Annotated in this window: 22 protein-coding genes, 2 tRNA genes and 2 rRNA genes; 19 read left to right on the forward strand and 7 right to left on the reverse strand. The window is 56.5% G+C overall.

The genetic code is table 11. The features are described from left to right. From LJA86_RS00005 to dkgB, 4 genes are all read left to right on the forward strand, one after another. A 23S ribosomal RNA gene (locus LJA86_RS00005) occupies positions 1 to 483 on the forward strand; the annotation flags it as partial. Positions 484 to 553: 70 nt separating this feature from the next. Continuing rightward, positions 554 to 669 (forward strand): 5S ribosomal RNA (gene rrf, locus LJA86_RS00010). Positions 670 to 725: 56 nt separating this feature from the next. After that, positions 726 to 802, forward strand: a tRNA-Asp gene (locus LJA86_RS00015). Between the two features lie 160 nt (positions 803 to 962). Continuing rightward, the gene (dkgB, locus tag LJA86_RS00020; protein ID WP_024909445.1) at positions 963 to 1,766 is read left to right on the forward strand and encodes a 2,5-didehydrogluconate reductase DkgB; all 804 of its coding nucleotides are present in this window, start codon (positions 963 to 965) and stop codon (positions 1,764 to 1,766) included. A 29-nt stretch (positions 1,767 to 1,795) separates the two neighbouring features. Here dkgB and yafC read toward each other — a convergent pair whose 3' ends face one another. Further along, complete coding sequence (gene yafC, locus LJA86_RS00025; RefSeq protein ID WP_196364974.1) at positions 1,796 to 2,701, reverse strand: DNA-binding transcriptional regulator YafC; 906 nt, start codon at positions 2,699 to 2,701, stop codon at positions 1,796 to 1,798. 104 nt (positions 2,702 to 2,805) lie between these two features. Here yafC and LJA86_RS00030 point away from each other — a divergent pair, with 104 nt between their 5' ends. The 3 genes from LJA86_RS00030 to LJA86_RS00040 all read left to right on the forward strand — a co-directional run bounded on the left by LJA86_RS00030 (position 2,806) and on the right by LJA86_RS00040 (position 5,768). Beyond that, positions 2,806 to 3,981, forward strand: coding sequence for an MFS transporter (locus LJA86_RS00030; RefSeq protein ID WP_126534496.1), 1,176 nt, complete (start codon positions 2,806 to 2,808; stop codon positions 3,979 to 3,981). A gap of 136 nt (positions 3,982 to 4,117) precedes the next feature. Further along, the gene (locus tag LJA86_RS00035) at positions 4,118 to 4,918 is read left to right on the forward strand and encodes an endonuclease/exonuclease/phosphatase family protein (protein ID WP_025912579.1); all 801 of its coding nucleotides are present in this window, start codon (positions 4,118 to 4,120) and stop codon (positions 4,916 to 4,918) included. 76 nt (positions 4,919 to 4,994) lie between these two features. Continuing rightward, complete coding sequence (locus LJA86_RS00040) at positions 4,995 to 5,768, forward strand: class I SAM-dependent methyltransferase (protein WP_111967258.1); 774 nt, start codon at positions 4,995 to 4,997, stop codon at positions 5,766 to 5,768. A gap of 52 nt (positions 5,769 to 5,820) precedes the next feature. Here LJA86_RS00040 and mltD read toward each other — a convergent pair whose 3' ends face one another. Next, positions 5,821 to 7,185, reverse strand: coding sequence for a murein transglycosylase D (gene mltD, locus LJA86_RS00045; RefSeq protein ID WP_045909861.1), 1,365 nt, complete (start codon positions 7,183 to 7,185; stop codon positions 5,821 to 5,823). A 68-nt stretch (positions 7,186 to 7,253) separates the two neighbouring features. Next, a complete protein-coding gene (gene gloB, locus LJA86_RS00050; protein WP_196364973.1) occupies positions 7,254 to 8,012 on the reverse strand; it encodes a hydroxyacylglutathione hydrolase in 759 nt (252 codons plus the stop codon). Between the two features lie 32 nt (positions 8,013 to 8,044). On the opposite strand from gloB, the gene LJA86_RS00055 reads away from it, so the two are divergent. Next, positions 8,045 to 8,761 carry a class I SAM-dependent methyltransferase gene (locus LJA86_RS00055; RefSeq protein ID WP_045909859.1) on the forward strand — a complete coding sequence of 239 codons (717 nt, stop codon included), beginning with the start codon at positions 8,045 to 8,047 and terminating at the stop codon, positions 8,759 to 8,761. Here the strand turns inward: LJA86_RS00055 and rnhA are convergent, their stop codons facing one another. After that, positions 8,762 to 9,229, reverse strand: coding sequence for a ribonuclease HI (gene rnhA / locus LJA86_RS00060; RefSeq protein WP_008500276.1), 468 nt, complete (start codon positions 9,227 to 9,229; stop codon positions 8,762 to 8,764). It abuts the gene before it with no gap. Between the two features lie 64 nt (positions 9,230 to 9,293). On the opposite strand from rnhA, the gene dnaQ reads away from it, so the two are divergent. From dnaQ to LJA86_RS00105, 9 genes are all read left to right on the forward strand, one after another. Beyond that, positions 9,294 to 10,025 carry a DNA polymerase III subunit epsilon gene (gene dnaQ, locus LJA86_RS00065; protein WP_048029949.1) on the forward strand — a complete coding sequence of 244 codons (732 nt, stop codon included), beginning with the start codon at positions 9,294 to 9,296 and terminating at the stop codon, positions 10,023 to 10,025. 132 nt (positions 10,026 to 10,157) lie between these two features. After that, a tRNA-Asp gene (locus LJA86_RS00070) sits at positions 10,158 to 10,234 on the forward strand. A gap of 379 nt (positions 10,235 to 10,613) precedes the next feature. Then, positions 10,614 to 11,333: a FadR/GntR family transcriptional regulator gene (locus LJA86_RS00075; RefSeq protein ID WP_045909857.1), complete on the forward strand. Its 720-nt coding sequence runs from the start codon at positions 10,614 to 10,616 to the stop codon at positions 11,331 to 11,333. Beyond that, a complete protein-coding gene (locus LJA86_RS00080; protein ID WP_111967260.1) occupies positions 11,330 to 12,343 on the forward strand; it encodes an ABC transporter ATP-binding protein in 1,014 nt (337 codons plus the stop codon). Before LJA86_RS00075 ends, LJA86_RS00080 begins: the two co-directional genes overlap by 4 nt. Then, positions 12,340 to 13,422 (forward strand): ABC transporter ATP-binding protein, encoded by a 1,083-nt coding sequence (locus LJA86_RS00085; RefSeq protein ID WP_196364972.1) that lies wholly within the window; start codon positions 12,340 to 12,342, stop codon positions 13,420 to 13,422. The genes LJA86_RS00080 and LJA86_RS00085 overlap by 4 nt, the downstream gene beginning before the upstream one ends. A gap of 2 nt (positions 13,423 to 13,424) precedes the next feature. Beyond that, positions 13,425 to 14,939, forward strand: a complete 1,515-nt coding sequence (locus tag LJA86_RS00090) for an ABC transporter substrate-binding protein (protein ID WP_074167081.1) — start codon at positions 13,425 to 13,427, stop codon at positions 14,937 to 14,939. 18 nt (positions 14,940 to 14,957) lie between these two features. Then, positions 14,958 to 15,899, forward strand: a complete 942-nt coding sequence (locus tag LJA86_RS00095) for an ABC transporter permease (protein WP_008500268.1) — start codon at positions 14,958 to 14,960, stop codon at positions 15,897 to 15,899. A 2-nt stretch (positions 15,900 to 15,901) separates the two neighbouring features. Beyond that, entirely contained in the window at positions 15,902 to 16,777 is an 876-nt protein-coding gene (locus LJA86_RS00100; RefSeq protein WP_048225758.1) for an ABC transporter permease, read from the forward strand. A 9-nt stretch (positions 16,778 to 16,786) separates the two neighbouring features. Then, positions 16,787 to 18,388: a gamma-glutamyltransferase family protein gene (locus LJA86_RS00105; RefSeq protein WP_063620866.1), complete on the forward strand. Its 1,602-nt coding sequence runs from the start codon at positions 16,787 to 16,789 to the stop codon at positions 18,386 to 18,388. Positions 18,389 to 18,445: 57 nt separating this feature from the next. Here the strand turns inward: LJA86_RS00105 and LJA86_RS00110 are convergent, their stop codons facing one another. Together LJA86_RS00110 and fadE are read right to left on the reverse strand one after the other, a co-directional pair. Next, positions 18,446 to 19,216, reverse strand: a complete 771-nt coding sequence (locus LJA86_RS00110; protein ID WP_196364971.1) for an amidohydrolase — start codon at positions 19,214 to 19,216, stop codon at positions 18,446 to 18,448. A gap of 108 nt (positions 19,217 to 19,324) precedes the next feature. Continuing rightward, positions 19,325 to 21,769, reverse strand: a complete 2,445-nt coding sequence (fadE, locus tag LJA86_RS00115) for an acyl-CoA dehydrogenase FadE (RefSeq protein ID WP_045909851.1) — start codon at positions 21,767 to 21,769, stop codon at positions 19,325 to 19,327. Between the two features lie 239 nt (positions 21,770 to 22,008). On the opposite strand from fadE, the gene lpcA reads away from it, so the two are divergent. Both lpcA and LJA86_RS00125 read left to right on the forward strand, forming a co-directional pair. Next, positions 22,009 to 22,587, forward strand: coding sequence for a D-sedoheptulose 7-phosphate isomerase (gene lpcA / locus LJA86_RS00120; RefSeq protein ID WP_021242877.1), 579 nt, complete (start codon positions 22,009 to 22,011; stop codon positions 22,585 to 22,587). Positions 22,588 to 22,644: 57 nt separating this feature from the next. Beyond that, positions 22,645 to 23,412: a class II glutamine amidotransferase gene (locus LJA86_RS00125; protein ID WP_008500262.1), complete on the forward strand. Its 768-nt coding sequence runs from the start codon at positions 22,645 to 22,647 to the stop codon at positions 23,410 to 23,412. Here the strand turns inward: LJA86_RS00125 and dpaA are convergent. Beyond that, positions 23,383 to 24,123 carry a peptidoglycan meso-diaminopimelic acid protein amidase gene (gene dpaA / locus LJA86_RS00130; RefSeq protein WP_167214374.1) on the reverse strand — a complete coding sequence of 247 codons (741 nt, stop codon included), beginning with the start codon at positions 24,121 to 24,123 and terminating at the stop codon, positions 23,383 to 23,385. The two genes, LJA86_RS00125 and dpaA, sit on opposite strands and share 30 nt — an antisense overlap. Between the last annotated feature and the right edge of the window lie 248 nt (positions 24,124 to 24,371).

Here is a 24,371-nt window from a genome sequence, read left to right on the forward strand (position 1 = left end):
CTCAACGGATAAAAGGTACTCCGGGGATAACAGGCTGATACCGCCCAAGAGTTCATATCGACGGCGGTGTTTGGCACCTCGATGTCGGCTCATCACATCCTGGGGCTGAAGTAGGTCCCAAGGGTATGGCTGTTCGCCATTTAAAGTGGTACGCGAGCTGGGTTTAGAACGTCGTGAGACAGTTCGGTCCCTATCTGCCGTGGGCGCTGGAGAATTGAGGGGGGCTGCTCCTAGTACGAGAGGACCGGAGTGGACGCATCACTGGTGTTCGGGTTGTCATGCCAATGGCACTGCCCGGTAGCTAAATGCGGAAAAGATAAGTGCTGAAAGCATCTAAGCACGAAACTTGCCCCGAGATGAGTTCTCCCTGACTCCCTGAGAGTCCTGAAGGAACGTTGAAGACGACGACGTTGATAGGTCGGGTGTGTAAGCGCAGCGATGCGTTGAGCTAACCGATACTAATGAACCGTGAGGCTTAACCTTACAACGCCGAAGATGTTTTGGCGAAGAGACAGACACGATTTTCAGCCTGATACAGATTAAACAGAATTTGCCTGGCGGCTTTAGCGCGGTGGTCCCACCTGACCCCATGCCGAACTCAGAAGTGAAACGCCGTAGCGCCGATGGTAGTGTGGGGTCTCCCCATGTGAGAGTAGGGAACTGCCAGGCATCAAATTAAGTAGTAAGCCGGTGCATTAATCCGGTGGTTACAAGCAGTCTTCGGTGGAGCGGTAGTTCAGTCGGTTAGAATACCTGCCTGTCACGCAGGGGGTCGCGGGTTCGAGTCCCGTCCGTTCCGCCACTTATTAAAAGCCCTGAGCTAACGCTCAGGGCTTTTTTCATATCTGACGTCTAATTATTGCGAAATCAGCAAAAATCCTCTGCGTTTTACGATCTTTTTCTCTATAACACCGCCAGCGATAATCGTCCTCAGTTTACGAACATAACGATTGAGGAAAATTATGACTCTCCCTGCATTTGGTCTGGGCACTTTCCGCCTGAAAGACGACGTTGTTATCGCATCAGTTAAAACCGCACTCGAACTGGGCTATCGCGCAGTTGATACGGCGCAGATCTATGAAAACGAAGCTGCCGTTGGACAAGCTCTCGAAGAGAGCGGTGTACCGCGTAATGAGCTGTTCATTACCACGAAAATCTGGATTGAGAATCTCAGCAAAGACAAGCTGATCCCAAGCCTGAAAGAAAGCCTGAAAAAACTGCGTACTGACTACGTCGATCTGACGCTGATCCACTGGCCATCACCAAACGATGCCGTCTCCGTGGAAGAATTCATGCAGGCGCTGCTGGAAGCGAAAAAGCAGGGCTTAACCCGCGAAATTGGGATCTCCAACTTCACGATCCCGCTGATGGAAAAAGCCATTGCGGCTGTAGGTGCAGAAAATATTGCGACCAACCAGATTGAACTGTCTCCTTACCTGCAGAACCGCAAAGTCGTGGACTGGGCAAAACAGCACGGGATCCACATCACCTCATACATGACGCTGGCCTATGGTAAAGCGCTGAAAGATGAAGTGATTACGCGTATCGCTGAGAAACATAACGCGACTGCCGCGCAGGTTATTCTGGCATGGGCAATGGGTGAAGGTTATGCCGTGATCCCATCTTCAACTAAACGTGAAAACCTGGCGAGCAACCTGTTAGCAACGGATCTTCACCTGGATGCTGACGATAAAAAAGCGATCGCAGCCCTGGAGTGCAACGATCGCCTGGTCAGCCCGGAAGGCTTAGCCCCTCACTGGGATTAAGTTTGACCCACCCTCTGTAACCTGAACCCTCACACAGCTCCTTCGGGAGCTGTTTTTATATGTTCACTCAGAAAATCAATAAAGGCACGAATGCGCGTACTCACCGCTCTGTCACTGTAGTACACCGCGCTAAAAGGCATTTCGACCGGCAGGCGTTTATCGGCCATCAATTCCACCAGTTCACCCCGCGCAATCTCCTTATCGATCATATAGTCTGACAGGCAGGCGATACCATTGCCTTCGAGGCACAGCTGCTTCAGCGTTTCCCCGCTGTTAGACGACAATCCGCTTGTAATTTCATGAAGTTGCCCATCATGGCAGGCGACAGGCCAGGTGTTCAGCGATACCGGCTCCGTAAAGCCCAGGCACAGATGCTGCTTCAGTTCTTCAACCGTCTCCGGTTTACCATGTTCAGCAATATACTGTGGCGACGCGATAATTTTTCGGTAGCTGGCAAACAGAGGGCGGGCACGCAAGCTTGAATCGGTCAGCGTTCCCGCCCGGATAGCCACATCTACCTTTCGCTCGATGAGGTTGATAAACGTCTCTGAGGAGACCAGAGAGAGCGTCATCTCCGGATAACGTTCGCGGAAAGGTTTAATCAGCGGCATCAGAAAGTGAAGCACAACCGGCGTGGCCGCATCAATGCGCAGTAACCCACGCGGCGTGCTGCGGGTTTCCATAATCTCGGTCTCGGCTGCGGCCATCTCCTGCAGTACCGACTGCACGCGGCGAAAATAACGCTCTCCTTCTTCCGTCAGGCTCAGTTGCCGCGTCGTTCGGTTAAGCAGGCTCACCCCAAGCTTCATCTCCAGCTTTTTAACCGAGCGGCTAATGGCTGAGTTAGCCTGTCCCAGCTGTTCGGCCGCGCGGCTAAAGCTGCCGCTTTCGACGACGGCGACAAAGATTGTCAGCTCTTCTGACGTTGCTTTCATTGTTGCACCACCCGCAAAATTCTATTGATATTTTGACCATTTTTGTTATTTAAGCACTGGCGCATACTGCCTGTCATCTTAATCCTGATGATACGGAGTATTTTATGCCACTGGCGCTTCTTGCCCTGACGATCAGTGCCTTTGCAATTGGCACGACCGAATTTGTTATCGTGGGACTGGTTCCCACCATTGCTAACCAGCTTGCGATCTCATTGCCCTCCGCCGGATTGCTGGTGTCCATCTATGCCCTGGGTGTTGCCGTCGGTGCCCCCGTGCTGACGGCCCTGACCGGACGCTTTCCGCGTAAGCAGCTGTTAGTTGCATTAATGGTGCTGTTCACCGCCGGCAACGTGCTGGCCTGGCAGGCGCCGGACTACACCACGCTGGTCATCGCTCGTCTGTTGACCGGCCTTGCACACGGGGTGTTCTTCTCGATTGGTTCCACTATTGCAACCAGCCTGGTACCAAAAGAGAAAGCGGCCTCCGCCATTGCGATCATGTTCGGTGGGCTGACCGTTGCACTCGTCACGGGCGTACCATTGGGGACGTTTATCGGACAACACTTCGGCTGGCGTGAAACGTTCCTGGCCGTCTCCTTACTGGGCGTCATTGCCCTGGTGACCAGCCTGCTGCTGGTGCCGTCGAATATTCCTGGCCGGGCCAGCGCCAGCCTGAGCGATCAGCTGAAGGTGCTCACGCATCCGCGTTTGCTGCTCATCTACGCGGTTACGGCGCTGGGCTATGGCGGCGTATTCACCGCCTTCACTTTCCTTGCACCGATGATGCAGGACCTGGCAGGTTTCTCCCCCAATGCCGTGAGCTGGATTTTGCTGGGATACGGTATTTCCGTTGCGATTGGCAATATCTGGGGCGGCAAGCTTGCGGATAAGCATGGTGCGGTACCGGCGCTGAAATTCATCTTCGCCGCGCTGGTCGTTCTGTTGATGATTTTCCAGTTCACGGCTTCGCTACAGTACGCCGCGCTGGTCACCGTGCTGGTCATGGGGATCTTCGCCTTTGGTAATGTGCCCGGGCTTCAGGTCTACGTTGTACAGAAAGCCGAGCTTTATACGCCCAATGCGGTGGATGTGGCTTCCGGCCTGAATATTGCCGCTTTTAATATTGGTATCGCGCTGGGCTCCATCATTGGTGGGCAAACCGTTGAACACGTCGGATTAACCCAGACGCCATGGATTGGCGCGGTCATTGTCCTGGTCGCTTTCCTGTTGATTGGTCTGAGCGGACGTCTTGATAAACCCGCTCGCGTCGCGCTGGGTTAACATCAGTAAGCGCTTGCTTACAAAACTGGAAAGCGGTTTCTCAGAAATTGCGTTGAAAGTGTGACCTAAAGTCCCTATAACATTAGAACCAGTCCGTTTTCCGGACTGGTTCATGTTACAGAGGCTGTTTCCAAAAGTGCGAAAAAATACCTATGCCATGCGTTATGTAGCCGGAATGCCCGCGGAGAGGATCTTGCCTCCGGGGTCATTTGCGAGCATAAGCCAGGCATTACCCGCCGGCACACCGTTAAGCAGCGATGAAAAAATCCGTGTACTGGTGTGGAATATCTTTAAGCAGCAGCGTGCGGAGTGGTTATCGGTCCTCAAGAATTTTGGCAAAGATGCCCATCTGGTTCTGCTCCAGGAGGCTCAAACCACGCCTGAGCTCGTTCGGTTTGCTACCACTCACTATCTTGCCGCCGACCAGGTACCCGCCTTTGTTCTGCCTCAGCACCCCTCGGGCGTGATGACGCTTTCAGCGGCACATCCCGTCTATTGTTGTCCACTGCGCGAACGAGAGCCTATTCTGCGCCTGGCGAAATCGGCGCTGGTGACGGTCTATCCGCTGCCGGATACCCGTATGCTGATGGTCGTGAATATCCACGCGGTGAACTTCAGCCTGGGCGTGGATGTGTACAGTAAGCAGTTACTTCCGATTGGCGATCAGATAGCGCATCACAGCGGGCCCATCATTATGGCCGGCGATTTCAATGCCTGGAGCCGTCCGCGCATGAATGCGCTGTATCGCTTTGCGCGCGAAATGTCGCTGCGTGAAGTTCGTTTTAGCGATGACCAGCGCAAAAAAGCCTTTGGTCGTCCTCTCGACTTTGTCTTCTATCGTGGGTTGAGCGTGCACGATGCCTCCGTGCTGGTGACGCGCGCCTCCGATCATAACCCTCTACTCGTCGAATTCAGTCCCGGCAAACCTGATAAATAATGGTGTGTCAGGTCTGCCGTGGGGCAGGCCTGTGCAGGTGCTGCCCTTTTATTTTTAACCCACAAAGGACAGTACGATGACAACAACACACTCCCATCATGACAACGTAGAAAAACAGTTTGGTTCGCAGGCAAATGCGTATCTGAGCAGCGCCGTACACGCTTCAGGCCGCGATCTGGTGCGTCTCGGTGAGCGCCTGTCGGCATTTCCGCAGGCGCACGTGCTGGATTTAGGCTGCGGGGCAGGGCATGCCAGCTTCACGGCTGCGCAGCAGGTGGCGCAGGTTACCGCATATGACTTATCCAGCCAGATGCTGGAGGTGGTTGCTGAAGCGGCCAAAGCGAAGGGGCTGGACAACATTGATACGCGTCAGGGCTATGCCGAATCCTTACCTTTTGATGATGCCTCGTTTGAGGTGGTGATCAGCCGTTATTCCGCGCACCACTGGCATGATGTTGGCCAGGCATTACGCGAAGTCAAACGCGTTCTGAAGCCGGGTGGCATCCTCATTATTATGGATGTGATGTCGCCTGGACATCCGGTGCGCAATATCTGGCTGCAAACGGTGGAAGCGCTGCGCGACACCTCGCATGTGCAAAACTACGCCAGCGGAGAGTGGTTATCGCTTATCACGGAAGCGGGACTGATTACACGCTCGTTAATCACAGACCGTTTGCCGCTGGAGTTTAGCTCGTGGATTGCGCGTATGCGCACCCCGGAAGCGTTAAGTCAGGCAATCAGGCTGTATCAGGAGAGTGCGTCCGCAGAGGTGAAGGCGTACTTTGAACTGCAGGACGATGGTTCATTTACCAGCGATACCATCATGGCGGAAGCGCAAAAAGCGGGATAAACAAAAAAGGCACCGAGGGGAATCGGTGCCTTTTTATCTTTCGGTCGTGTTATCAGGAGTCTGGCGTCGCGCTGTTCTTCACAAACAGCGTCAGCTGGTCGCCCGGTTTCAGATTGTCAGTATCATTGTTCCAGCGCATCACATCTTTGATGTTCACGCCGTGACGTTTTGCGATACTGGACAGCGAATCACCCTTACGCACGCGATAGGTAATGCTATCGCTGTTGTTGGCAAGACGCTGCGCACTGCTACCTGCGCCAACCGTCAGATTCTGACCCACTTTCAAGCCCGATCCGCGCAGATTGTTCCACTGCTGGAGATCTTTTGCGCTCACGCCAAGACGTGATGCAATGCCTGAAAGCGTATCACCTGAACGAACCTTATAACTGCGGCTGTTGACGGGTGAGGCATCCGCGATCAGCGTTGACTGAACGGCAGCGATTTCACCCGAAGCTAAAGACTCACGTAACTGCTCAGCATGTTTCTGCGGAACCATAACATACTGCGGACCACTCGCCCCCAGGGTTGAGCCTTTAACGCCAGCATTAAAGGTTTTCAGTTTACTTACCGACATACCCGTCATATCAGCAACCTGTTGAATATCAACCGGATTGCTGAGGCGAACACGCGCCAGTGCACGACTTTCGTCTGGTGTTGGCAGTTGCACACCGTAACGCTTGCTGTTCTTGAGAATATCGCTCAGTGCCAGCATTTTCGGTACGTAAATCTTTGTTTCCTGTGGCAGTGAGAGCGACCAAAAATCGGTGGATTTACCCCGTGCTTTATTCGCTTTCATTGCCTTCAGTACACGACCTTCGCCGCTATTGTACGCTGCGACCGTTAACAGCCAGTCGCCGTCAAACATCTTGTTCAGACGTTGCATCATGTCGAGAGCGGCTGTCGTTGAAGCGACAACATCGCGACGCGCATCATAGTTGCGGGTCTGTTTCAGACCATAGTTTCGCCCGGTGCTCGGAATGATCTGCCAAATGCCTGCGGCATTGGCGCCAGACGTCGCGTGTGGGTCAAAAGCGCTCTCCACTATGGGTAGGAGTACCAGCTCCATAGGCATGTTACGTTTCTTAACTTGCCCGGCTATCCAGTACATATACGGCTCTGCCCGTAACGTTACATCGTGGAGATAGCTCTTATTACTTAAATACTTCTGTTTCTGTTCGCGAATCCGGGTATTTTCCGGAATTCCCATCTTTAGCTCGTCGCCAATAGAGGTCCACAAGTCTTGATCCTGCGCGAAAGATGTTCCATCGTCCATCCAGCGCGCCGAACTTGTAAACTTCCCTGCTTCCCCTTGACCAGCTGCAGAAAGGCTCTGTGCGTGCTGTTGTACGTTGCTGCCGTTCTGGGACTGGCAACCTACAAGCAGGACAGAGGCGAGTAATATCGCTTTTGCCTTCATGTGTGTGTCAATAGTTGCTTAAAAGACGAGCGATGATAACGGCGAAATTTTGAAAAGGCAACCCGCAATTATCTGAAGTTATCTTTCTTTGACCTTAACCATGCAAATCGCTGTTCTGGTTGTTGCAAATTTGTTTCTTGGTTAATTTTATTAATTAAATCAATATCATCTGTTCGTAAAAATAAATTAATTTGGCGCTCGTTTTTCAGAATTACGGGGAGTGTTTTTTGGTTTTTTGCACGTAACTCCTTCACTTTGTGATAATAATCCTGAATCGCCCGATCCTCAGGCAACAGGCTGACGGAAAACTTCATATTTCCTAATGTATACTCATGCGCGCAACAAATAACGGTATCATCGGGTAATGCGTTAATCTTCTGTAAAGACTGATACATTTGTGCAGGTGTGCCTTCAAACAGTCTTCCGCAGCCTCCGGAGAACAGCGTGTCGCCGCAAAAAAGATAAGGCTTACTGTAGAAACACAGATGTCCCAAAGTGTGACCCGGTGTAGCAAATACGGAAAACTCCCACTCACGTATGAGGATTTTTTCGCCTTCTTCGACTACTTGCGTGAGTCCCTTATCTTGTGCCTCTGCCGGTCCGTAAACCACAACATGCGGAAAGTGGGCGCGCAGTTCAGGCACGCCGCCCGTATGATCGTGATGATGATGCGTCAACAGAATGGCTTCCGGCTGCCAGCCGTTCTCTTTTATTGCGCGCAGTACGGGGGCGGATTCTCCGGGATCGACAATGACGCATCGACGTTCATCGTCCACCAAAACCCAGATGTAATTGTCCTCAAAAGCGGAAATACTGATAAGATTCATACATTACCTCTAATAGCGTGGCGGGTGTGTTGATGAAACCGGCAAGGATACCTCAGACTGTCGCAGCACCGGAACGTTGGGCGGAATTGCCCTGGGGTGAATACTATCGCGAAGCGTTAGAGCAACAGCTGAAGCCCTGGCTGGCGAAAATGTATGGCTTTCACCTGCTTAAGATTGGCAATCTCAGCGCGGAAATCAATACCGAAAGCTGCGCTATCTCGCATCAGGTCAACGTCTCTCTCGGCGGATCGCCGGTACAGGTGAAAGCAGACCCGTTACATCTGCCGTTTGCGGAAAAATCCGTTGATGCGTGTTTGCTCGCACATACGTTACCCTGGTGCAGCGATCCGCACCGTCTGCTTCGCGAAGCCGATCGCGTGCTGATTGATGACGGCTGGCTGGTACTGAGCGGATTCAATCCGCTGAGCCTGATGGGCCTGCGTAAGCTGGTACCGGTGCTGCGTCGGACGCCGCCTTACAACAGCCGGATGTTTACCATGATGCGCCAGCTCGACTGGCTGTCACTGCTGAACTTCGAAGTGCTCTGTTACGGCGGTTTTCAGGTGCTGCCCTGGGCGCGGCAGGGGGGCGTCTTGTTGAGCACGCATTTGCCTGCCTTAGGCTGCATGCAGTTTATCGTCGCGCGTAAGCGAACCATTCCCCTTACGCTTAATCCCATGAAGCAGAGCAAATCGAAAACGCCAATCCGTCAGACCGTTGGCGCCACGCGGCAATACAAAAAGCCGTGATCAGGATTCAGGCTGATAGCCCGCGTCCTCATGCGCAGGGTTAGCGGCCGCCGCACGCGCCAGCTCGTCACAGCGTTCGTTTTCCGGATGGCCGGCGTGCCCTTTAACCCACTCCCACTTAATCTGGTGCTGGCCCAGCGCAGCATCAAGACGTTTCCAGAGATCGACGTTCTTGACCGGTTTCTTATCTGCCGTCTTCCAGCCGCGTTTTTTCCAGTTATGGATCCACTGGGTAATTCCCTGGCGGACGTACTGACTGTCGGTACTTAACACCACGTCACAATGTTCTTTTAACGCCTCCAGCGCCACAATGGCCGCCATGAGCTCCATCCGGTTGTTGGTGGTCAGAAAATAGCCTTCGCTAAAAGTTTTTTCGTGCTGGCGATAACGCATAATCGCGCCGTAGCCGCCGGGACCTGGGTTGCCGAGACAAGATCCATCGGTGAAAATTTCTACCTGTTTACGCATCTCTGGTAGACTTCCTGTATTTGAAACGTTCAGTTAAACGATAAGTCTGACATAAATGACCGCTATGAGCACTGCAATTACTCGCCAGATCGTCCTCGATACCGAAACCACCGGTATGAACCAGATCGGCGCGCACTACGAAGGGCATAAGATCATCGAGATCGGCGCCGTTGAAGTGGTGAACCGTCGTCTTACGGGGAACAACTTCCACGTCTACCTCAAGCCCGATCGGCTGGTGGATCCCGAAGCGTTCGGCGTTCACGGTATTGCCGATGAGTTCTTGCTGGATAAGCCGACGTTTGCGGATGTGGCTGACGAGTTCCTGGAATACATCAAGGGCGCCGAGCTTGTCATCCATAACGCCTCGTTCGATATCGGCTTTATGGACTATGAATTCAGCAAGCTTAATCGTGATATCCCGAAGACGAACACCTTCTGTAAGGTAACAGACAGTCTGGCGCTGGCGAGGAAGATGTTCCCCGGCAAGCGTAACAGCCTGGATGCACTTTGTTCGCGCTACGAGATAGACAATACCAAACGAACGCTCCACGGGGCGTTGCTCGATGCCCAGATCCTCGCCGATGTCTATCTGACGATGACCGGCGGGCAGACGTCAATGAAGTTCAGTATGGAAAATGAGTCTCAGCAGACGCAGGGCGAAGCGGGTATTCAGCGTGTTGTCCGTCAGGCAAGCCGACTACGGGTTGTTTTAGCCAGTGATGAAGAGCTGCTTAACCACGAATCCCGTCTTGATCTGGTGCAGAAGAAGGGCGGCAGCTGTCTCTGGCGTGCCTGAAAAAACGCCGGAATGCCTGTAAAATCATCGTTTGGGCGATTTTTGCAGCAAACGATTCAAAACGCGAGAAAAAGCGTTGACGAGATCGGAGGCGCACCGTAATATGCGCCTCGTTCCCCAAACGGGAACAGTGGAGCGGTAGTTCAGTCGGTTAGAATACCTGCCTGTCACGCAGGGGGTCGCGGGTTCGAGTCCCGTCCGTTCCGCCACTATTCAGAAGGCCTGAATCAGAAATGATTCAGGCCTTCGTCGTTTCAGCGTTCTGTAATCCCATACTCTCACTTATCGTTAACAAAAAGTTAATATCAATGGTGCAATTAATTAACAATTGCACGGTTGCAGTGCGTTATTTGCACTATCGTTGTGCATTTTGCCACCATGCCTCTCTTCAGAACTCATTCAGAATGTGTCTTTCTGTAAAAATAATTCACGCAGAATCATTTGGTTATCTCCCGCTTGCCAAAAAAATAGCGAACCAATTACGTATTGGTTTGGTTATTGCTTAATCATTAGCACGATAAGCTTCATTCTATATCAATAACTTATCGTTAATAAAAATAAAGCAATGATGAAAGCGAGCGAACCAATATGGAAAAACCGTCACGGTTTCTGGCCAATTCCAGCACCGCGCTTGAGCAGTTGCGCGGGCTAATCAACCAGCATGAGTCAACACCAGGCATTCCGCTGCCCACGGAACGTGAGCTGTCGGACACTCTCGGCGTAGGGCGACGTGAAGTCCGTCGTGCGCTGGACGTACTGGAAGAGGAGGGGCGTATCTGGCGTAAGCAGGGCAAAGGGACCTTTATCGGCCCGTCAGCACCTGTTGAACCGCTGGCCCTTCAGGGACTGGTGCAGCAAACCAACCTGCTGGAAGTGATGGAAGCTCGTCTTCAGCTTGAACCCGGCCTGGCCCGGCTTGCGGCACTGCGTGCCACCAGGGAAAACCTCGCGCTTATGCAGCGCATGCTGGAACGCATCGATAAGGTCAGCCCGGATGACCGCGATCTCAACGAACTCTGGGATAGCGCCTTTCACCGGGCAATTGCCGAGGCTGCGGGCAACCGTCTGATGCTCGGCCTGTTTGATGCGATTGATGCCGTCAGACGTGAACCGGGCTGGCAGCATCTGCGCGAATTAGCCCGCACGCCCGAACGTGTCGATAGCTATAACGACCACCATCACAAGATCATGGCGGCGATTATCCATCGCCAGCCTAATGAAGCTGCGGCCGCCATGCGCGAACACCTGCTCAGCCTGCAAACCGCCCTGATTCAGGCGATCCACCTTGAGGACGACTTCACGCCATGACGACAATCCCCTTTAAGGACGCCACGCCCGTACTGCAAGTACAAAACCTCAACGTTACGTTCGCGGGCTCGCCGGTTAGCGTGCTTGACGGTATCTCATTGACCGTCAGGGCGGGTGAAACGCTGGCGCTGGTGGGAGAGTCCGGCTGCGGGAAAAGTATCACCTCACTGGCGCTGATGGGGCTACTGCCCGCCAGCGCACGGATCGTCAGCGGGGAGATGCAGTTTCGCCGCCACGATCTGCGCAAGCTCTCGCCGCGGGAATATGCCGATCTGCGCGGCAGCGAGCTGGCGATGATTTTCCAGGAGCCGATGACCTCGCTCAATCCGGCGTTTACGCTGGGCGATCAGCTGAGTGAAGCGGTCATGCGACACCAGGACGTCTCGCGCGCAGAGGCGATGAAGGTCGCGCTGCAGATCCTCGAGAAAGTGCAGATCCCGGCGGCAGAGATGCGTCTCAAGGCTTATCCTCATCAGCTTTCCGGCGGCATGCGCCAGCGCGTGATGATTGCCATGGCGCTGATTAACCATCCCAAATTGCTGATTGCCGACGAACCGACCACCGCGCTTGACGTCACCATCCAGGCGCAAATCCTCGCCTTGCTCAACGCCCTCAAAGAAGAGACCGGCACGGCGGTGCTGATGATCACCCACGATTTAGGCGTGGTGGCCGAAGTGGCGCAGCAGGTGGCGGTGATGTATGCCGGACAGGTGGTAGAGCAGGGAAGCGTTGAGGCGATATTTGCCGATCCGCAGCACCCGTACACCATCGGCCTGATGGGGTCGATTCCCTCCCTTGGCGCACGTAAAGGCCCGCTTTCCACCATTCCCGGTTCGGTACCTCTGCCGGAATCCATGCCGAAGGGCTGTCGTTTTGCCACCCGCTGTCCGTTTGCGCAGGCGCGCTGCCATGATGAAAAACCGCAGCTCGCCACGCTCGGCGCGGGCCATCAGGTTGCCTGCTTCCGCGTGCCGCTCGAACACCACATCGCCCTGGGAGAGACCGCATGACCACGCCCATTCTTGAAGCTCGGGACCTCAGCAAGCTGTTCCCCGGTCCGAAAAAACTCTTTACCCCAGCACGGTTTGTGACGGCAGTCGATCGCGTGTCGCTTGCCGTGATGCCGGGCGAAACGCTGGCGATTGTCGGCGAGTCCGGTTCCGGAAAATCCACGCTTGGCCGCCTGCTGCTGCGCCTGCTGGCCGCCAGCGAAGGGCGCGTGTTTTACCAGGGGGAAGAAATCACCCACGCCTCGGGGGCGCGGCTCAATCAGCTCCGCCGCGAGCTGCAGATCATCTTCCAGGATCCCTTCGCCTCCCTGAACCCGCGCATGACGGTGGAGCAGATCGTCGGCGAGCCGCTGTGGCTGCATCAGAACATGAAAAAAGCGGATCGCCAGTACCGCGTTGCCGAGTTGCTTAAAACCGTAGGCCTGCCCGCCGCCTGGGCCGGTCGCTACCCGCACGAGTTTTCCGGCGGGCAGCGCCAGCGTATTGGCATTGCGCGCGCGCTGGCCTCGGGACCGAAGCTGCTGCTGGGCGATGAGCCGGTATCCGCGCTGGACGTCTCCGTTCAGGCGCAGGTGGTCAATTTGCTGGAAAGCCTGAAGCAGCAGCTGGGGCTGACAATGGTGATTGTCGCCCATGGTCTGGCGGTGATCCGCCACATGAGCGACCGCGTGGCGGTCATGTACCTCGGGCAAATCGTCGAGCTCGCCACCGTGGATGAGATATTTGACGCGCCGCTTCATCCTTATACGCAGGCGCTGATCGCCTCGGCGCCGCAGATGCAGCCGGACGCTGAACGCGCCGCGCCGCTGCTGCAGGGGGACTTACCGAACCCTGCCAGCCCGCCGTCCGGCTGTCGTTTCCACACCCGCTGCCCGTACGTTACCGACGAATGCCGCCAGGTCGAGCCGATTAATCAGGTGCTCGATGGCGGGCGTCAGGTTGCCTGCCACCGCTGGCAGGAGATCAACCGCGATCGCAGCGTTATCCAGATCGCACCGCCATCCGCCGCTTTTCTGCGCCGCCGCGCGCTGTTTGAACACGCGGCCACCCACTCATCCCTTCCTTCAAGGAACTCATGATAATGACAATGCGTAATTCTCTTTTGACCGTACTGGGAAGTGTTATGTTGCTTGGCGCGGCGCTGCCCGCCCATTCTGAAAGCGTGCTGCGTATTGGCCTGGGGGCAGATCCGGACATGCTCGACCCGCACCTGGCGCGCACCTACTATGGCCGCTTCGTCTTTGCCTCCCTGTGCGACAGGCTGGTGGACGTGGATGAAAATCTGAAGGTTGTCCCCGGCCTGGCCAAAGACTGGGCGTGGAGTGACGACGGTAAAACCCTGACGCTCAATCTGCGCGAAGGCGTGACCTTCCACGACGGTGAGAAATTCGATGCCGCTGCAGCAAAATACAACCTCGACCGCGCCCTGACCCTGAAAGGCTCCCTGCGTAAAAGCGAGATCTCCTCCGTTGAATCGGTCGAGGTCACCGGCCCGATGCAGATTGCGCTGCACCTGAAGACCCCCGATGCCGCGCTGCTGATGCAGCTCACCGACCGCGCGGGCGCGATGATGGCCCCCGAGGCGGCGAAAAAGCCTGACTTTGCTGCCCATCCCGTTTGTTCTGGCCCGTATAAATTCGACAGCCGCGTATCTCAGGACCGCATTGTTCTGACCCGCTTCGACAACTACTGGAACAAAGACGCCTACCACTTCGACAAAATTATCTACCTGCCGATCCCGGATGCCTCCGTGCGTCTGGCAAACCTGCGCGCGGGCGATCTCGATCTGACCGAAGGGATTGCCGCCAGCGACGTGAAAACCGTCGAGGCCGACAGCAAGCTGGCGCTGGCGAAGGTAACGGGCCTGGGCTATCAGGGTATCACCTTCAACATCAACAACGGCAAGGTGCCGGCCAACGACCCGTTCAAAGATGCCCGCGTGCGCGAGGCCTTCTCGCAGGCTATCGACCGCGATGCGCTAAACCAGGTGGTCTTTGAAGGACTGTATACGCCAGCTAACCAGGCGTTTTCGACGGTCAGCCCGTATCACGTCAACCTGCCGGTCCCGCCGCGTGACGTCGACAAGGCCAAAGCGCTGCTCAAAGCGGCTGGCGTCAGCGCGCCGCTGACCGTCAACCTGCTGGTGCCGAACAACCCCACCTCACAGCAGGTGGGGCAGGTGCTGCAGGCGATGGTCGCCGAGGCGGGCTTTAACCTGAACCTGCAGATGACCGAATTCGCCACGCTGCTGGACCGCCAGCAGAGCGGGGACTATCAGCTGAGCTTCTCCGGCTGGTCGGGGCGCCCGGATCCGGACGGCAGCATCTACGGCTTTATCAACAGCAAAGGCACCCTGAACGACGGCCGCTACAGCAATGCGCAGGTTGATGAGTGGCTGACCCAGGCGCGCCAGAGTACTGACCAGGCCGCGCGCCAGCCGCTGTACGACAAGGTGGTGAAACAGCTGCAAACGGATATGCCGATTGCCTACCTCTACTTCGAGCCGCGTATTTTTGGCCTGAACAAAAGCGTGCAGGGCTTTAAGCCGTACCCGGACGGCATCGTGCGTCTGGCTGGCTTAACGCTGGCGAAATAACCGTCCTGAGGAGAGCCCATGCTGGAACTGATTTGCAAACGTCTGCTGCTGGCCGTCCCGACGCTACTGCTGGTGAGCATGATGGTGTTTGGGCTGCAAAAGCTGCTTCCCGGCGACCCGCTGATCGCCATGGCCGGCGAGGAGCGCGACCCGGCAGTTATCGCTCAGCTGCGCGCGGAGCTGAACCTCGATGCGCCGATCCCCGTGCAGTATTTCCACTGGCTGACGCGGGCGCTGCAGGGCGATCTGGGCGTCTCCTTACGCACGCACGAGCCGGTGACGCAGCTGATTGCCAGCAAACTGCCGGTGACGCTGGAGCTGTCGCTGCTGGCGATGATTATCGCGCTGGTGTTTGGCATCAGCATGGGGATCCTCGCGGCGGTGAACAAAAACAGCTGGGTCGATCACGGGGCGAACTTCGTGGCGATCTCGGGGATCTCGATCCCGCACTTCTGGCTGGGGATCCTGCTGATTCTGGTCTTCTCGGTGAACCTGCAATGGCTCCCCGCGTCCGGCTATGTGCCGTTCAGTGAAGATCCGCTCCAGAACCTGCGCACGCTGCTGCTGCCCGCGTCCGTGCTCGGAACGGGCCTCGCGGCAACGCTGATGCGCCATACCCGCGCCTCGATGATTGCCGTGCTGAAAGCGGATTACATCCGCACCGCGCGGGCGAAAGGGCTGCTGCCGAAAGCGGTGATCCTGAAGCACGCGTTTCGCAACGCGCTGGTGCCGGTAATCACCCTCACCACGCTGCTGTTTGGCGAGCTGCTGGGCGGTGCGGTGCTGACCGAGCAGGTTTTCACCATTCCGGGCTTTGGCAAGATGATCGTCGACTCGGTTTTCAACCGTGACTATGCGGTGGTGCAGGGCGTGGTGCTGATCGTGGCGATTGGTTTCCTGATGCTGAACCTTCTGGCCGACGTGCTCTACGTCCTCATCAACCCGAAAATGCGAGGTTAACCATGGCGGAACTGACGACGCAAACCGTTGTGCCTGCGCTGCCGCGAGCGCAAAACCGGGTGCTGAAGAAATTCCTCGGCAATAAAAGTGCTGTCATTGGCGCGGCGGTGGTGGGCTTCTTTGTACTGGTGGCGCTGCTGGCGCCGTGGATCGCCCCGTTCGATCCGGTCAAGGCCAACTTCCTGGCGGTGCGCAAAGCGCCGTCGGCGATGTACTGGTTCGGCACCGACGAGCTGGGGCGCGATATCCTGTCCCGTATTATCTGGGGGGCGCGCACCTCGCTGATGGCGGGCTGTATGTCTGTGGTGATTGCCGTGGTTATCGGCGTACCGCTGGGGCTGGTGGCGGGCTACTTCCAGAAGATGTGGGACGGCGTCATCTCGCGCGTGATCGAGGCGCTGCTGGCCTGCCCGTTCCTGATCATGGCGATCGCGCTGGGGGCATTTTTGGGCCCGAGCCTGACCAACGCGATGATCGCCATCGGTCTTTCGGCGATGCCGATCTTCGCCCGCCTGACGCGCGGGCAGGTGATCGCCATTCGCAACGAAGAGTATATCGACGGCGCGCGGGCGATTGGCCTGCCGGATCGCTGGATCATCATCAAGTACGTCCTGCCCAACGTGATGTCGCCGATCCTGGTGCAGGCCACGCTGGCCATTGCCTCGGCGATTATCGCTGAAGCCAGCCTGTCGTTCTTGGGGCTGGGACAGCAGCCGCCCAATCCGTCCTGGGGCTCTATGCTCAACACCGCCAAAGGTTTTCTTGAGCAGGCCCCGTGGATGTCCATTTTCCCCGGCGTGGCGATTTTCCTTGCCGTGCAGGGCTTTAATTTACTCGGCGACGGGCTGCGCGATGCGCTCGATCCGCGCCATGACTAAGGAGTCATGATGACCAAAGCGCTTGATTTTACGTCCGGTTACGATTCACGACGCCCGCCGATGCTGGGCCATAACGCCGTTGCAACGTCTCAGCCGCTGGCGGCGCAGGCGGGAATGAAGATGCTGCAGCTAGGCGGGAATGCCGTGGATGCGGCCATTGCCACCGCGATGGCGCTGACGGTGGTTGAGCCGACCGGCAACGGGATCGGCAGCGACGCCTTTGCCATCGTCTGGGACGGTGAAAAGCTGCACGGCCTGAACGCCTCCGGTCGTTCGCCTGCGAGCTGGCATGCGGATCTGTTTGCCGGAAAAACCGCAGTGCCGGAAATCGGCTGGGACGCGGTGACCGTGCCGGGCGCGGTATCCGGCTGGGTCGCCCTGGCGGAACGCTTCGGCACGCTGCCGCTGACCACCCTGGCGCAGCCCGCCATTGACTACGCGCGCAACGGTTTCCCGGTCTCCCCGCTGATTGGGCATCTCTGGCAGCGCGGCTATCACAAGTTGAAAGATCAGCCGGGCTTCAGCGCCTGCTTCGCGCCGGAAGGCCGCGCCCCGCGCGTGGGGGAGATCTTCCGTAACCCGGCGCAGGCAAACTCGCTGGAGCTGATCGCCCGCACCAACGGCGACGCCTTTTACCGCGGCGAGCTGGCGCAGAAAATTGCCGCCTTCGCCAAAGAACATGGCGCGCACCTGACGGCTGAGGATCTGGCCAACCATCGCGTGGACTGGGTAGAGCTGCTGTCGCGCGACTTCGCGGGCGGTTCGGTGCAGGAGCTCCCGCCTAACGGTCAGGGGATCGCCACGCTGATCGCGCTCGGCATTCTTGAGCAGTGCGGCATTGAGAAGCATCATCCGGATTCCGTGCAGTCTCTGCATCTCTCCATTGAGGCGATGAAGCTGGCGCTGGCGGATCTCGACCGCTACGTGGCGGACGAAGAGCACATGGCGTTCGCGGCAAAAGAGCTGCTGAGCGACCATTATCTGAAGTCGCGTGCGGCGCTGATCAACCACGACAGCGCGTCTGATTTTGTCTACGGTTCCCCGACGCAGAGCGGCACGGTCTATATCAGCACCGCGGACGCCAGCGGGATGATGGTCTCGTTTATTCAGTCCAACTATATGGGCTTCGGTTCAGGCATTGTGGTGCCGGATACGGGGATCAGCCTGCAAAACCGGGGCTGCGGATTTGTGCTGGATCCTGAGCACCCGAACGCGCTGGCGGGCAGCAAGCGCCCGTTCCACACCATCATTCCGGGCTTTGCGATGGACGGCAACGGCCAGCCGCTGATGTCCTTTGGCGTGATGGGCGGCCCGATGCAGGCGCAGGGGCACATGCAGATGGCGCTGCGCATCATGCTGCACGGGCAAAACCCGCAGGCGGCAATCGACGCTCCGCGCTGGCGCGTGGTGCAGGGCAGGGAGGTGATCGTTGAATCGACGTTCGATCGCAACACGATTGCCGCTCTGCGCGAGCGCGGACATCAGATCGTGGTGGAAGATCCGCTTCAGGATTACAACTTCGGTGGCGCGCAGGTGATTTACCGCCTGCCGGAAGGACACTACGTGGCCGCGACGGAAAGCCGCAAGGACGGGCAGGCGCTGGTGAGTTAAAAGAAGCGAGCAACATTGGTAGGCCGGGTAAGGCGTAGCCGCCACCCGGCTTTTTTTTCACTCAATGCTAAAAGGATCCGCATCCTGCCACGCCGGAAACTTCTCCCGGTACTCCTTCAGCGCCGTTAACGATAATTCGGCATCAATACGCGTCGCCTGATGCGGCTCGGCGGTGGCGATGATCTCGCCCTGCGGATTCACCACCCGGCTGTCGCCGCGATAGTGATGCCCGTTGCCGTCCGTCCCCACGCGGTTGCAGCCCACCACGTACGCCTGGTTCTCAATCGCGCGCGCCACCAGCAGCGATTGCCAGTGCAGGGAGCGCGGTGCAGGCCAGTTGGCAACATACAGCGCCAGGTCGTAATCGTTGCGGTTACGCGACCACACCGGGAAACGCAGGTCGTAGCAGACCAGCGGCAGAATACGCCAGCCGCGCCATTCGAACACCACGCGCTCGTTACCGGCCTCATAGTGATGATGTTCATCCGCCATGCGGAACAGGTGGCGTTTATCGTAAAAATGCACGTTCCCTTCCGGCTCCACCAGCAGGAAGCGGTTCACCGGCCCGCGTTCGGTCTGCAGGGCGGCGCTGCCGGCGATCAGCGCATTAGTCTGCTGCGCTTTGGCGTGCATCCAGGCGACCACCTCATCCTGAGGCATTGACTGTTTTGCCGCTTGCATGGCGAAGCCGGTGGTGAACATTTCCGGCAGGACAATCACATCACGCCCGGTAATGTCTTCCAGTTGACGATCAAAGTGGCGCAGGTTGGCGGGGCCATCCATCCACACTAAAGGTTGCTGCAAAATAGAAATCTTCAGACCAGGCACAATTCAGACTCCTCAAACGACCACTTTTTGACACTGTAGCACGACATAACGAGAAAATGTGGCAATAAAAAACCCCGCGCGAGGCGGGGTTTGTATAAGCGAAACGCGTTATGCCGCTTCAGGTTTGCGGTGCTTCTCCGGCAGCTTTACCGGCTGCGTCGCCAGCTCATCCGGTTCGAAATCATCCACGTTAATGCTGCGCAGACGGCTCTCTTCGGCTTTCACCAGCAGAGCAGCCTCATCTTTGCTGATAATGCCACCGGCCAGCGCCTGTTTTGCCAGTTCGTCCAGACGGGTAAACGGCAGGTTTTTGCCCAGCTGTTTACAGATCTTCTGGTGAATCGGATCGGCGGCCATCACGTCCAGCAGCGCTTCTTCCAGCAGACCCACCGGGTTATGCGGCGTCGGCGCCAGATACTGACCGCGACCGATGCGGGAGCGGGTTGCGCTCGGAACCTGCAGGATCTTCGCCACTTTGTGGTCCAGCTTGTCGGACGGCGCCAGATGGTGACGACCGGTCGGGAAGATCACTGCGCGCAGGGCGCCTGCCACGAAGCGGTTCGGGAAGTTTGCCAGCAGATCGTCAATCGCCTGTTCAGCCTGATACAACGCATCCTGCACGCCCCAGTGCACCAGCGGCAGATCCGCTTCCTGACGGCCTTCATCGTCGTAACGTTTCAGGACCGCAGAGGCCAGGAAGATCTGGCTCAGCACATCGCCCAGACGGGCAGAGATACGTTCGCGACGCTTCAGGCTGCCGCCTAGCACCGCCATGGAAACGTCAGACAGCAGGGCCAGGTTGGCGCTCAGACGGTTCAGATGCTGATAATAACGTTTAGTTGCATCGCCGGTCGGCGTGGCGCTGGTAAGGCCGCGCGTCAGGCCCAGCCAGAAGCTGCGCACCTTGTTGCTGCCCACGTGACCGATATGTTTGAACAGCAGCTTATCGAAGGCATCCACGTCGTTGTTCTGCGCAGCGGCCATCTCTTCCAGCACGTATGGATGGCAGCGAATTGCGCCCTGACCGAAGATCATCATGCTGCGGGTCAGGATGTTTGCCCCTTCCACGGTGATGGCAATCGGTGCGCCCTGATAGCCGCGCGCCAGGAAGTTGCCTTCGCCGAGCATAATGCCTTTACCGCCTGCAATATCCATCGCGTCAATGATTGACTGCTGCGCGCGGTGGGTACAGTGGTACTTCACAATGGCGGACAGTACGGCCGGTTTTTCGCCCAGCATAATACCGTAGGTAATCAGCGTGGCGGCGGCGTCCATCACGTAGGCGTTGCCCGCGATACGCGCCAGTGGCTCTTCGATACCTTCCATCTTGCCGATGGAGATTTTGAACTGACGGCGGATGTGCGCGTAGGCACCAATCCCCATCGCCACCGACTTCAGACCGCCGGTTGAGTTCGACGGCAGGGTAATACCGCGGCCCACCGACAGACATTCCACCAGCATACGCCAGCCCTGACCGGCCATTTTCGGGCCACCGATGATGTAGTCAATCGGCACAAAGATATCCTGGCCGCGGGTTGGACCGTTCTGGAACGGCACGTTCAGCGGGAAGTGACGACGACCAATTTCGACGCCTGGGGTGGAGGTTGGGATCAGCGCACAGGTAATGCCCAGATCTTCTTCGCCGCCCAGCAGTCTTTCCGGATCAGAGAGCTTAAAGGCCAGACCCAGCACGGTGGCGATAGGGGCCAGCGTGATATAACGCTTGTTCCAGGTCAGGCGCATGCCCAGCACCTGCTCGCCCTGCCACTCGCCCATGCAGACCACGCCGGTATCCGGAATCGCGCCCGCATCGGAGCCTGCTTCCGGGCTGGTCAGCGCGAAGCAAGGGATTTCCTGACCGCGTGCCAGACGCGGCAGGTAGTGATCTTTTTGCTCTTCCGTACCGTAATGCTGCAGCAGTTCTCCCGGGCCTAAGGAGTTAGGCACGCCAACGGTAATTGCCAGGATCCCGGAAACGCCTGCCAGCTTTTGCAGCACGCGAGCCTGAGCGTAAGCGGAGAACTCCAGACCGCCGTACTCTTTCTTAATGATCATCGCGAAGAAGCGATGCTCTTTCAGGTACGCCCACAGTTCTGGCGGCAGATCGGCCATTTCATGGGTGATAGCAAAGTCGTTCGCCATACGGCAGGCTTCTTCTACCGGGCCGTCAATAAACGCCTGTTCTTCCGCGGTCAGACGCGGCTGCGGGTAGTTATGCAGCTTTTTCCAGTCCGGATTGCCCTGGAACAGATCGCCTTCCCACCAGGTGGTGCCCGCATCAATCGCCTCTTTTTCAGTGCGCGACATTGGTGGCATCACTTTGCGGAAGCCTTTGAACACCGGTGCAGAGATCATTGATTTACGCATCGGGGCAAAGTTAAACGGCAGAAGGATGATGGCAAGAGGGACTAAAAGCCAGATATTCCAGAGACCTGCGACGCCAAGCGCAGCCGTCCAGGCCAGAAGAATCAGGCTGCTCAGGAATAAACTTACGCGGTGATAGAACAACACACCGAGCAGAACAACGGTTGCGAGAATGCTCAAAATCATCATAAAGAAAAGCTCCCTTGCTTGTAGGAGGTCTGACCACTTGTGATGATATGGTTGTAGTTGATGTTATTTCCTTTAGCAATGTGTTTACAAAATAATTACAACCTGGTTCACATTGTTCGCGTTTTACCCGGCACGAAAAAGCAAAACGCCGGACGTTTCGCATGGCTTTAGCTTCTCGCTTTTCCCGCTATCCGGTACACTCCACTGTGTTATTTCATCAATACTGAAGGATTATCCTCATGTACCAGGATCTTATTCGTAACGAACTGAACGAAGCGGCGGAAACGCTGGCTAACTTTCTGAAAGATGATGCCAATATTCACGCTATTCAGCGCGCTGCGGTCCTGCTGGCCGACAGCTTCAAAGCAGGTGGCAAAGTGCTCTCCTGCGGTAACGGTGGCTCTCACTGTGACGCGATGCACTTCGCAGAAGAGCTGACCGGTCGCTATCGCGAAAACCGCCCGGGCTACCCGGCGATTGCGATTTCCGACGTGAGCCACATCTCCTGCGTAGGCAACGACTTCGGTTACGACCACATCTTCTCTCGCTACGTTGAAGCGGTAGGCCGTGAAGGCGACGTGCTGCTGGGGATTTCTACCTCCGGCAACTCCGGTAACGTGATCAAAGCGATCGCCGCCGCGCGTGAAAAAGGGATGAAAGTCATCACCCTGACGGGTAAAGATGGCGGTAAGATGGACGGTACGGCGGATGTTGAAATTCGCGTTCCGCACTTCGGTTATGCTGACCGCATTCAGGAAATTCACATCAAAGTGATCCACATCCTGATCCAGCTGATCGAAAAAGAGATGGCTAAGTAAGACTTCGCGGGGGGCATATCCATTGGGGCGCTGCCCCCGCTGTTGTGGAGGTGATGTATGTGCGAACTGCTCGGGATGAGCGCGAATGTGCCAACCGATATCTGCTTTAGTTTCACCGGGCTGGTGCAGCGCGGTGGAGGAACCGGGCCGCATAAAGACGGCTGGGGCATCACCTTCTACGAAGGTAAAGGGTGTCGCACGTTCAAAGATCCACAGCCCAGCTTTAACTCACCGATTGCCAAACTGGTGCAGGACTATCCCATCAAGTCCCGCTCGGTGATCGCCCACATTCGCCAGGCTAACCGCGGCGAAGTAGCGCTGGAAAATACCCATCCGTTTACCCGCGAGCTGTGGGGCCGTAACTGGACCTACGCGCATAATGGGCAACTCACGGGCTATAAGTCGCTGGAAACGGGCAATTTCCGCCCGGTTGGCGAAACCGACAGCGAAAAAGCCTTCTGCTGGCTGCTGCACAAGCTGACGGAGCGCTATCCCCGTACGCCAGGCAACATGGCTGCCGTGTTTAAATACATCGCGACGCTGGCGACCGAGCTACGTGAAAAAGGCGTGTTCAACATGCTGCTCTCTGACGGCCGCTATGTGATGGCGTTCTGCTCGACGAATCTGTTCTGGATCACCCGCCGTGCGCCGTTTGGCGTGGCGACGCTGCTGGATCAGGATGTGGAGATAGACTTTCAGAAGGAGACCACACCGAACGATGTGGTCACTGTTATTGCAACGCAGCCGCTGACGGGCAACGAAACCTGGCAAAAGATTATGCCAGGCGAGTGGGTGCTATTTTGTCTCGGGGACCGTGTAATTTGACGCCAGCTGTGGATGGACGACTTCGTGGCTCAGCGGTTTGCTGACCACGTAACGGCCATCTACGATAGAGACCACCGGTGGCTTGTGGGTCTGCTCAAAGTAGTCATAACCCGGCTTAAGCTGTTGCCAGAAATCCGCGTAGTATGAGTACTTGTGACGTGCCATGTTGGCGTCCGTCATGCGGAACGGATAGATGCTGACCTGTACGCTAGGCTGCCCAAAGACCAGCGCGCCGGTCACGAACTGGAAGATCTCATCAATGCCGGAATCAGTCATCGCATAACAGCCGATAGACACGCAGGCACCGTGGATCATCAGGTATTTACCTTCATAACCGTGTGCACGGTCATAGGCATTCGGGAAGCCGATGTTAATGGCTTTATAGAAGCGGCTGTCAGGCTTGAGCTGGCTGCGCTGAACGTTGTAGAACCCTTCCGGACTTTTGAAGTCGCCCTGACGTTGTTTTGGCCCCAGTCCGCCGGAGTAGTTACAAATTTTGTAACTATCAAGCAGCTGATATGTCTCGCCCATCTTCACAAACAGATCGAGAGTGCGTTCTTCCTTGAAGATTTGAATATAAACCGGCGATCCCATTAACTGCTGTTTATATTCCTTACTGACCGGCGTCGTTGAACTATTACTGCTGAGCAGTCCGGCAAACGACATGCACGGAATCAGAAGCATCGCAATGAACAATGCGATTTTACGCATACTACTAGTTCCTTGATAAAACCATGACCAACTTGCCAGGACGGCAAAAGAGACCCGAAATCAGATTATTCTGTTAGGAGCGCTCACATTAGCACCGCTATAGATTTTCGCAAGAGCCGGGCGGTGAGTTTACAAATTAGTTTTACTTTATAAACCATCAAAATCGCGATGGCTCCAGGAACTTTGCGCATTAGCTCGCAATTTGGCGCGCGCGACGGCGGTTTCCCTGCCCGCGAGAAGGGGAAAAT

The organism is Enterobacter sp. TCD1-1, assembly GCF_020567405.1.
In the GTDB taxonomy this organism is placed as follows: Bacteria; Pseudomonadota; Gammaproteobacteria; order Enterobacterales; family Enterobacteriaceae; genus Enterobacter; species Enterobacter quasiroggenkampii.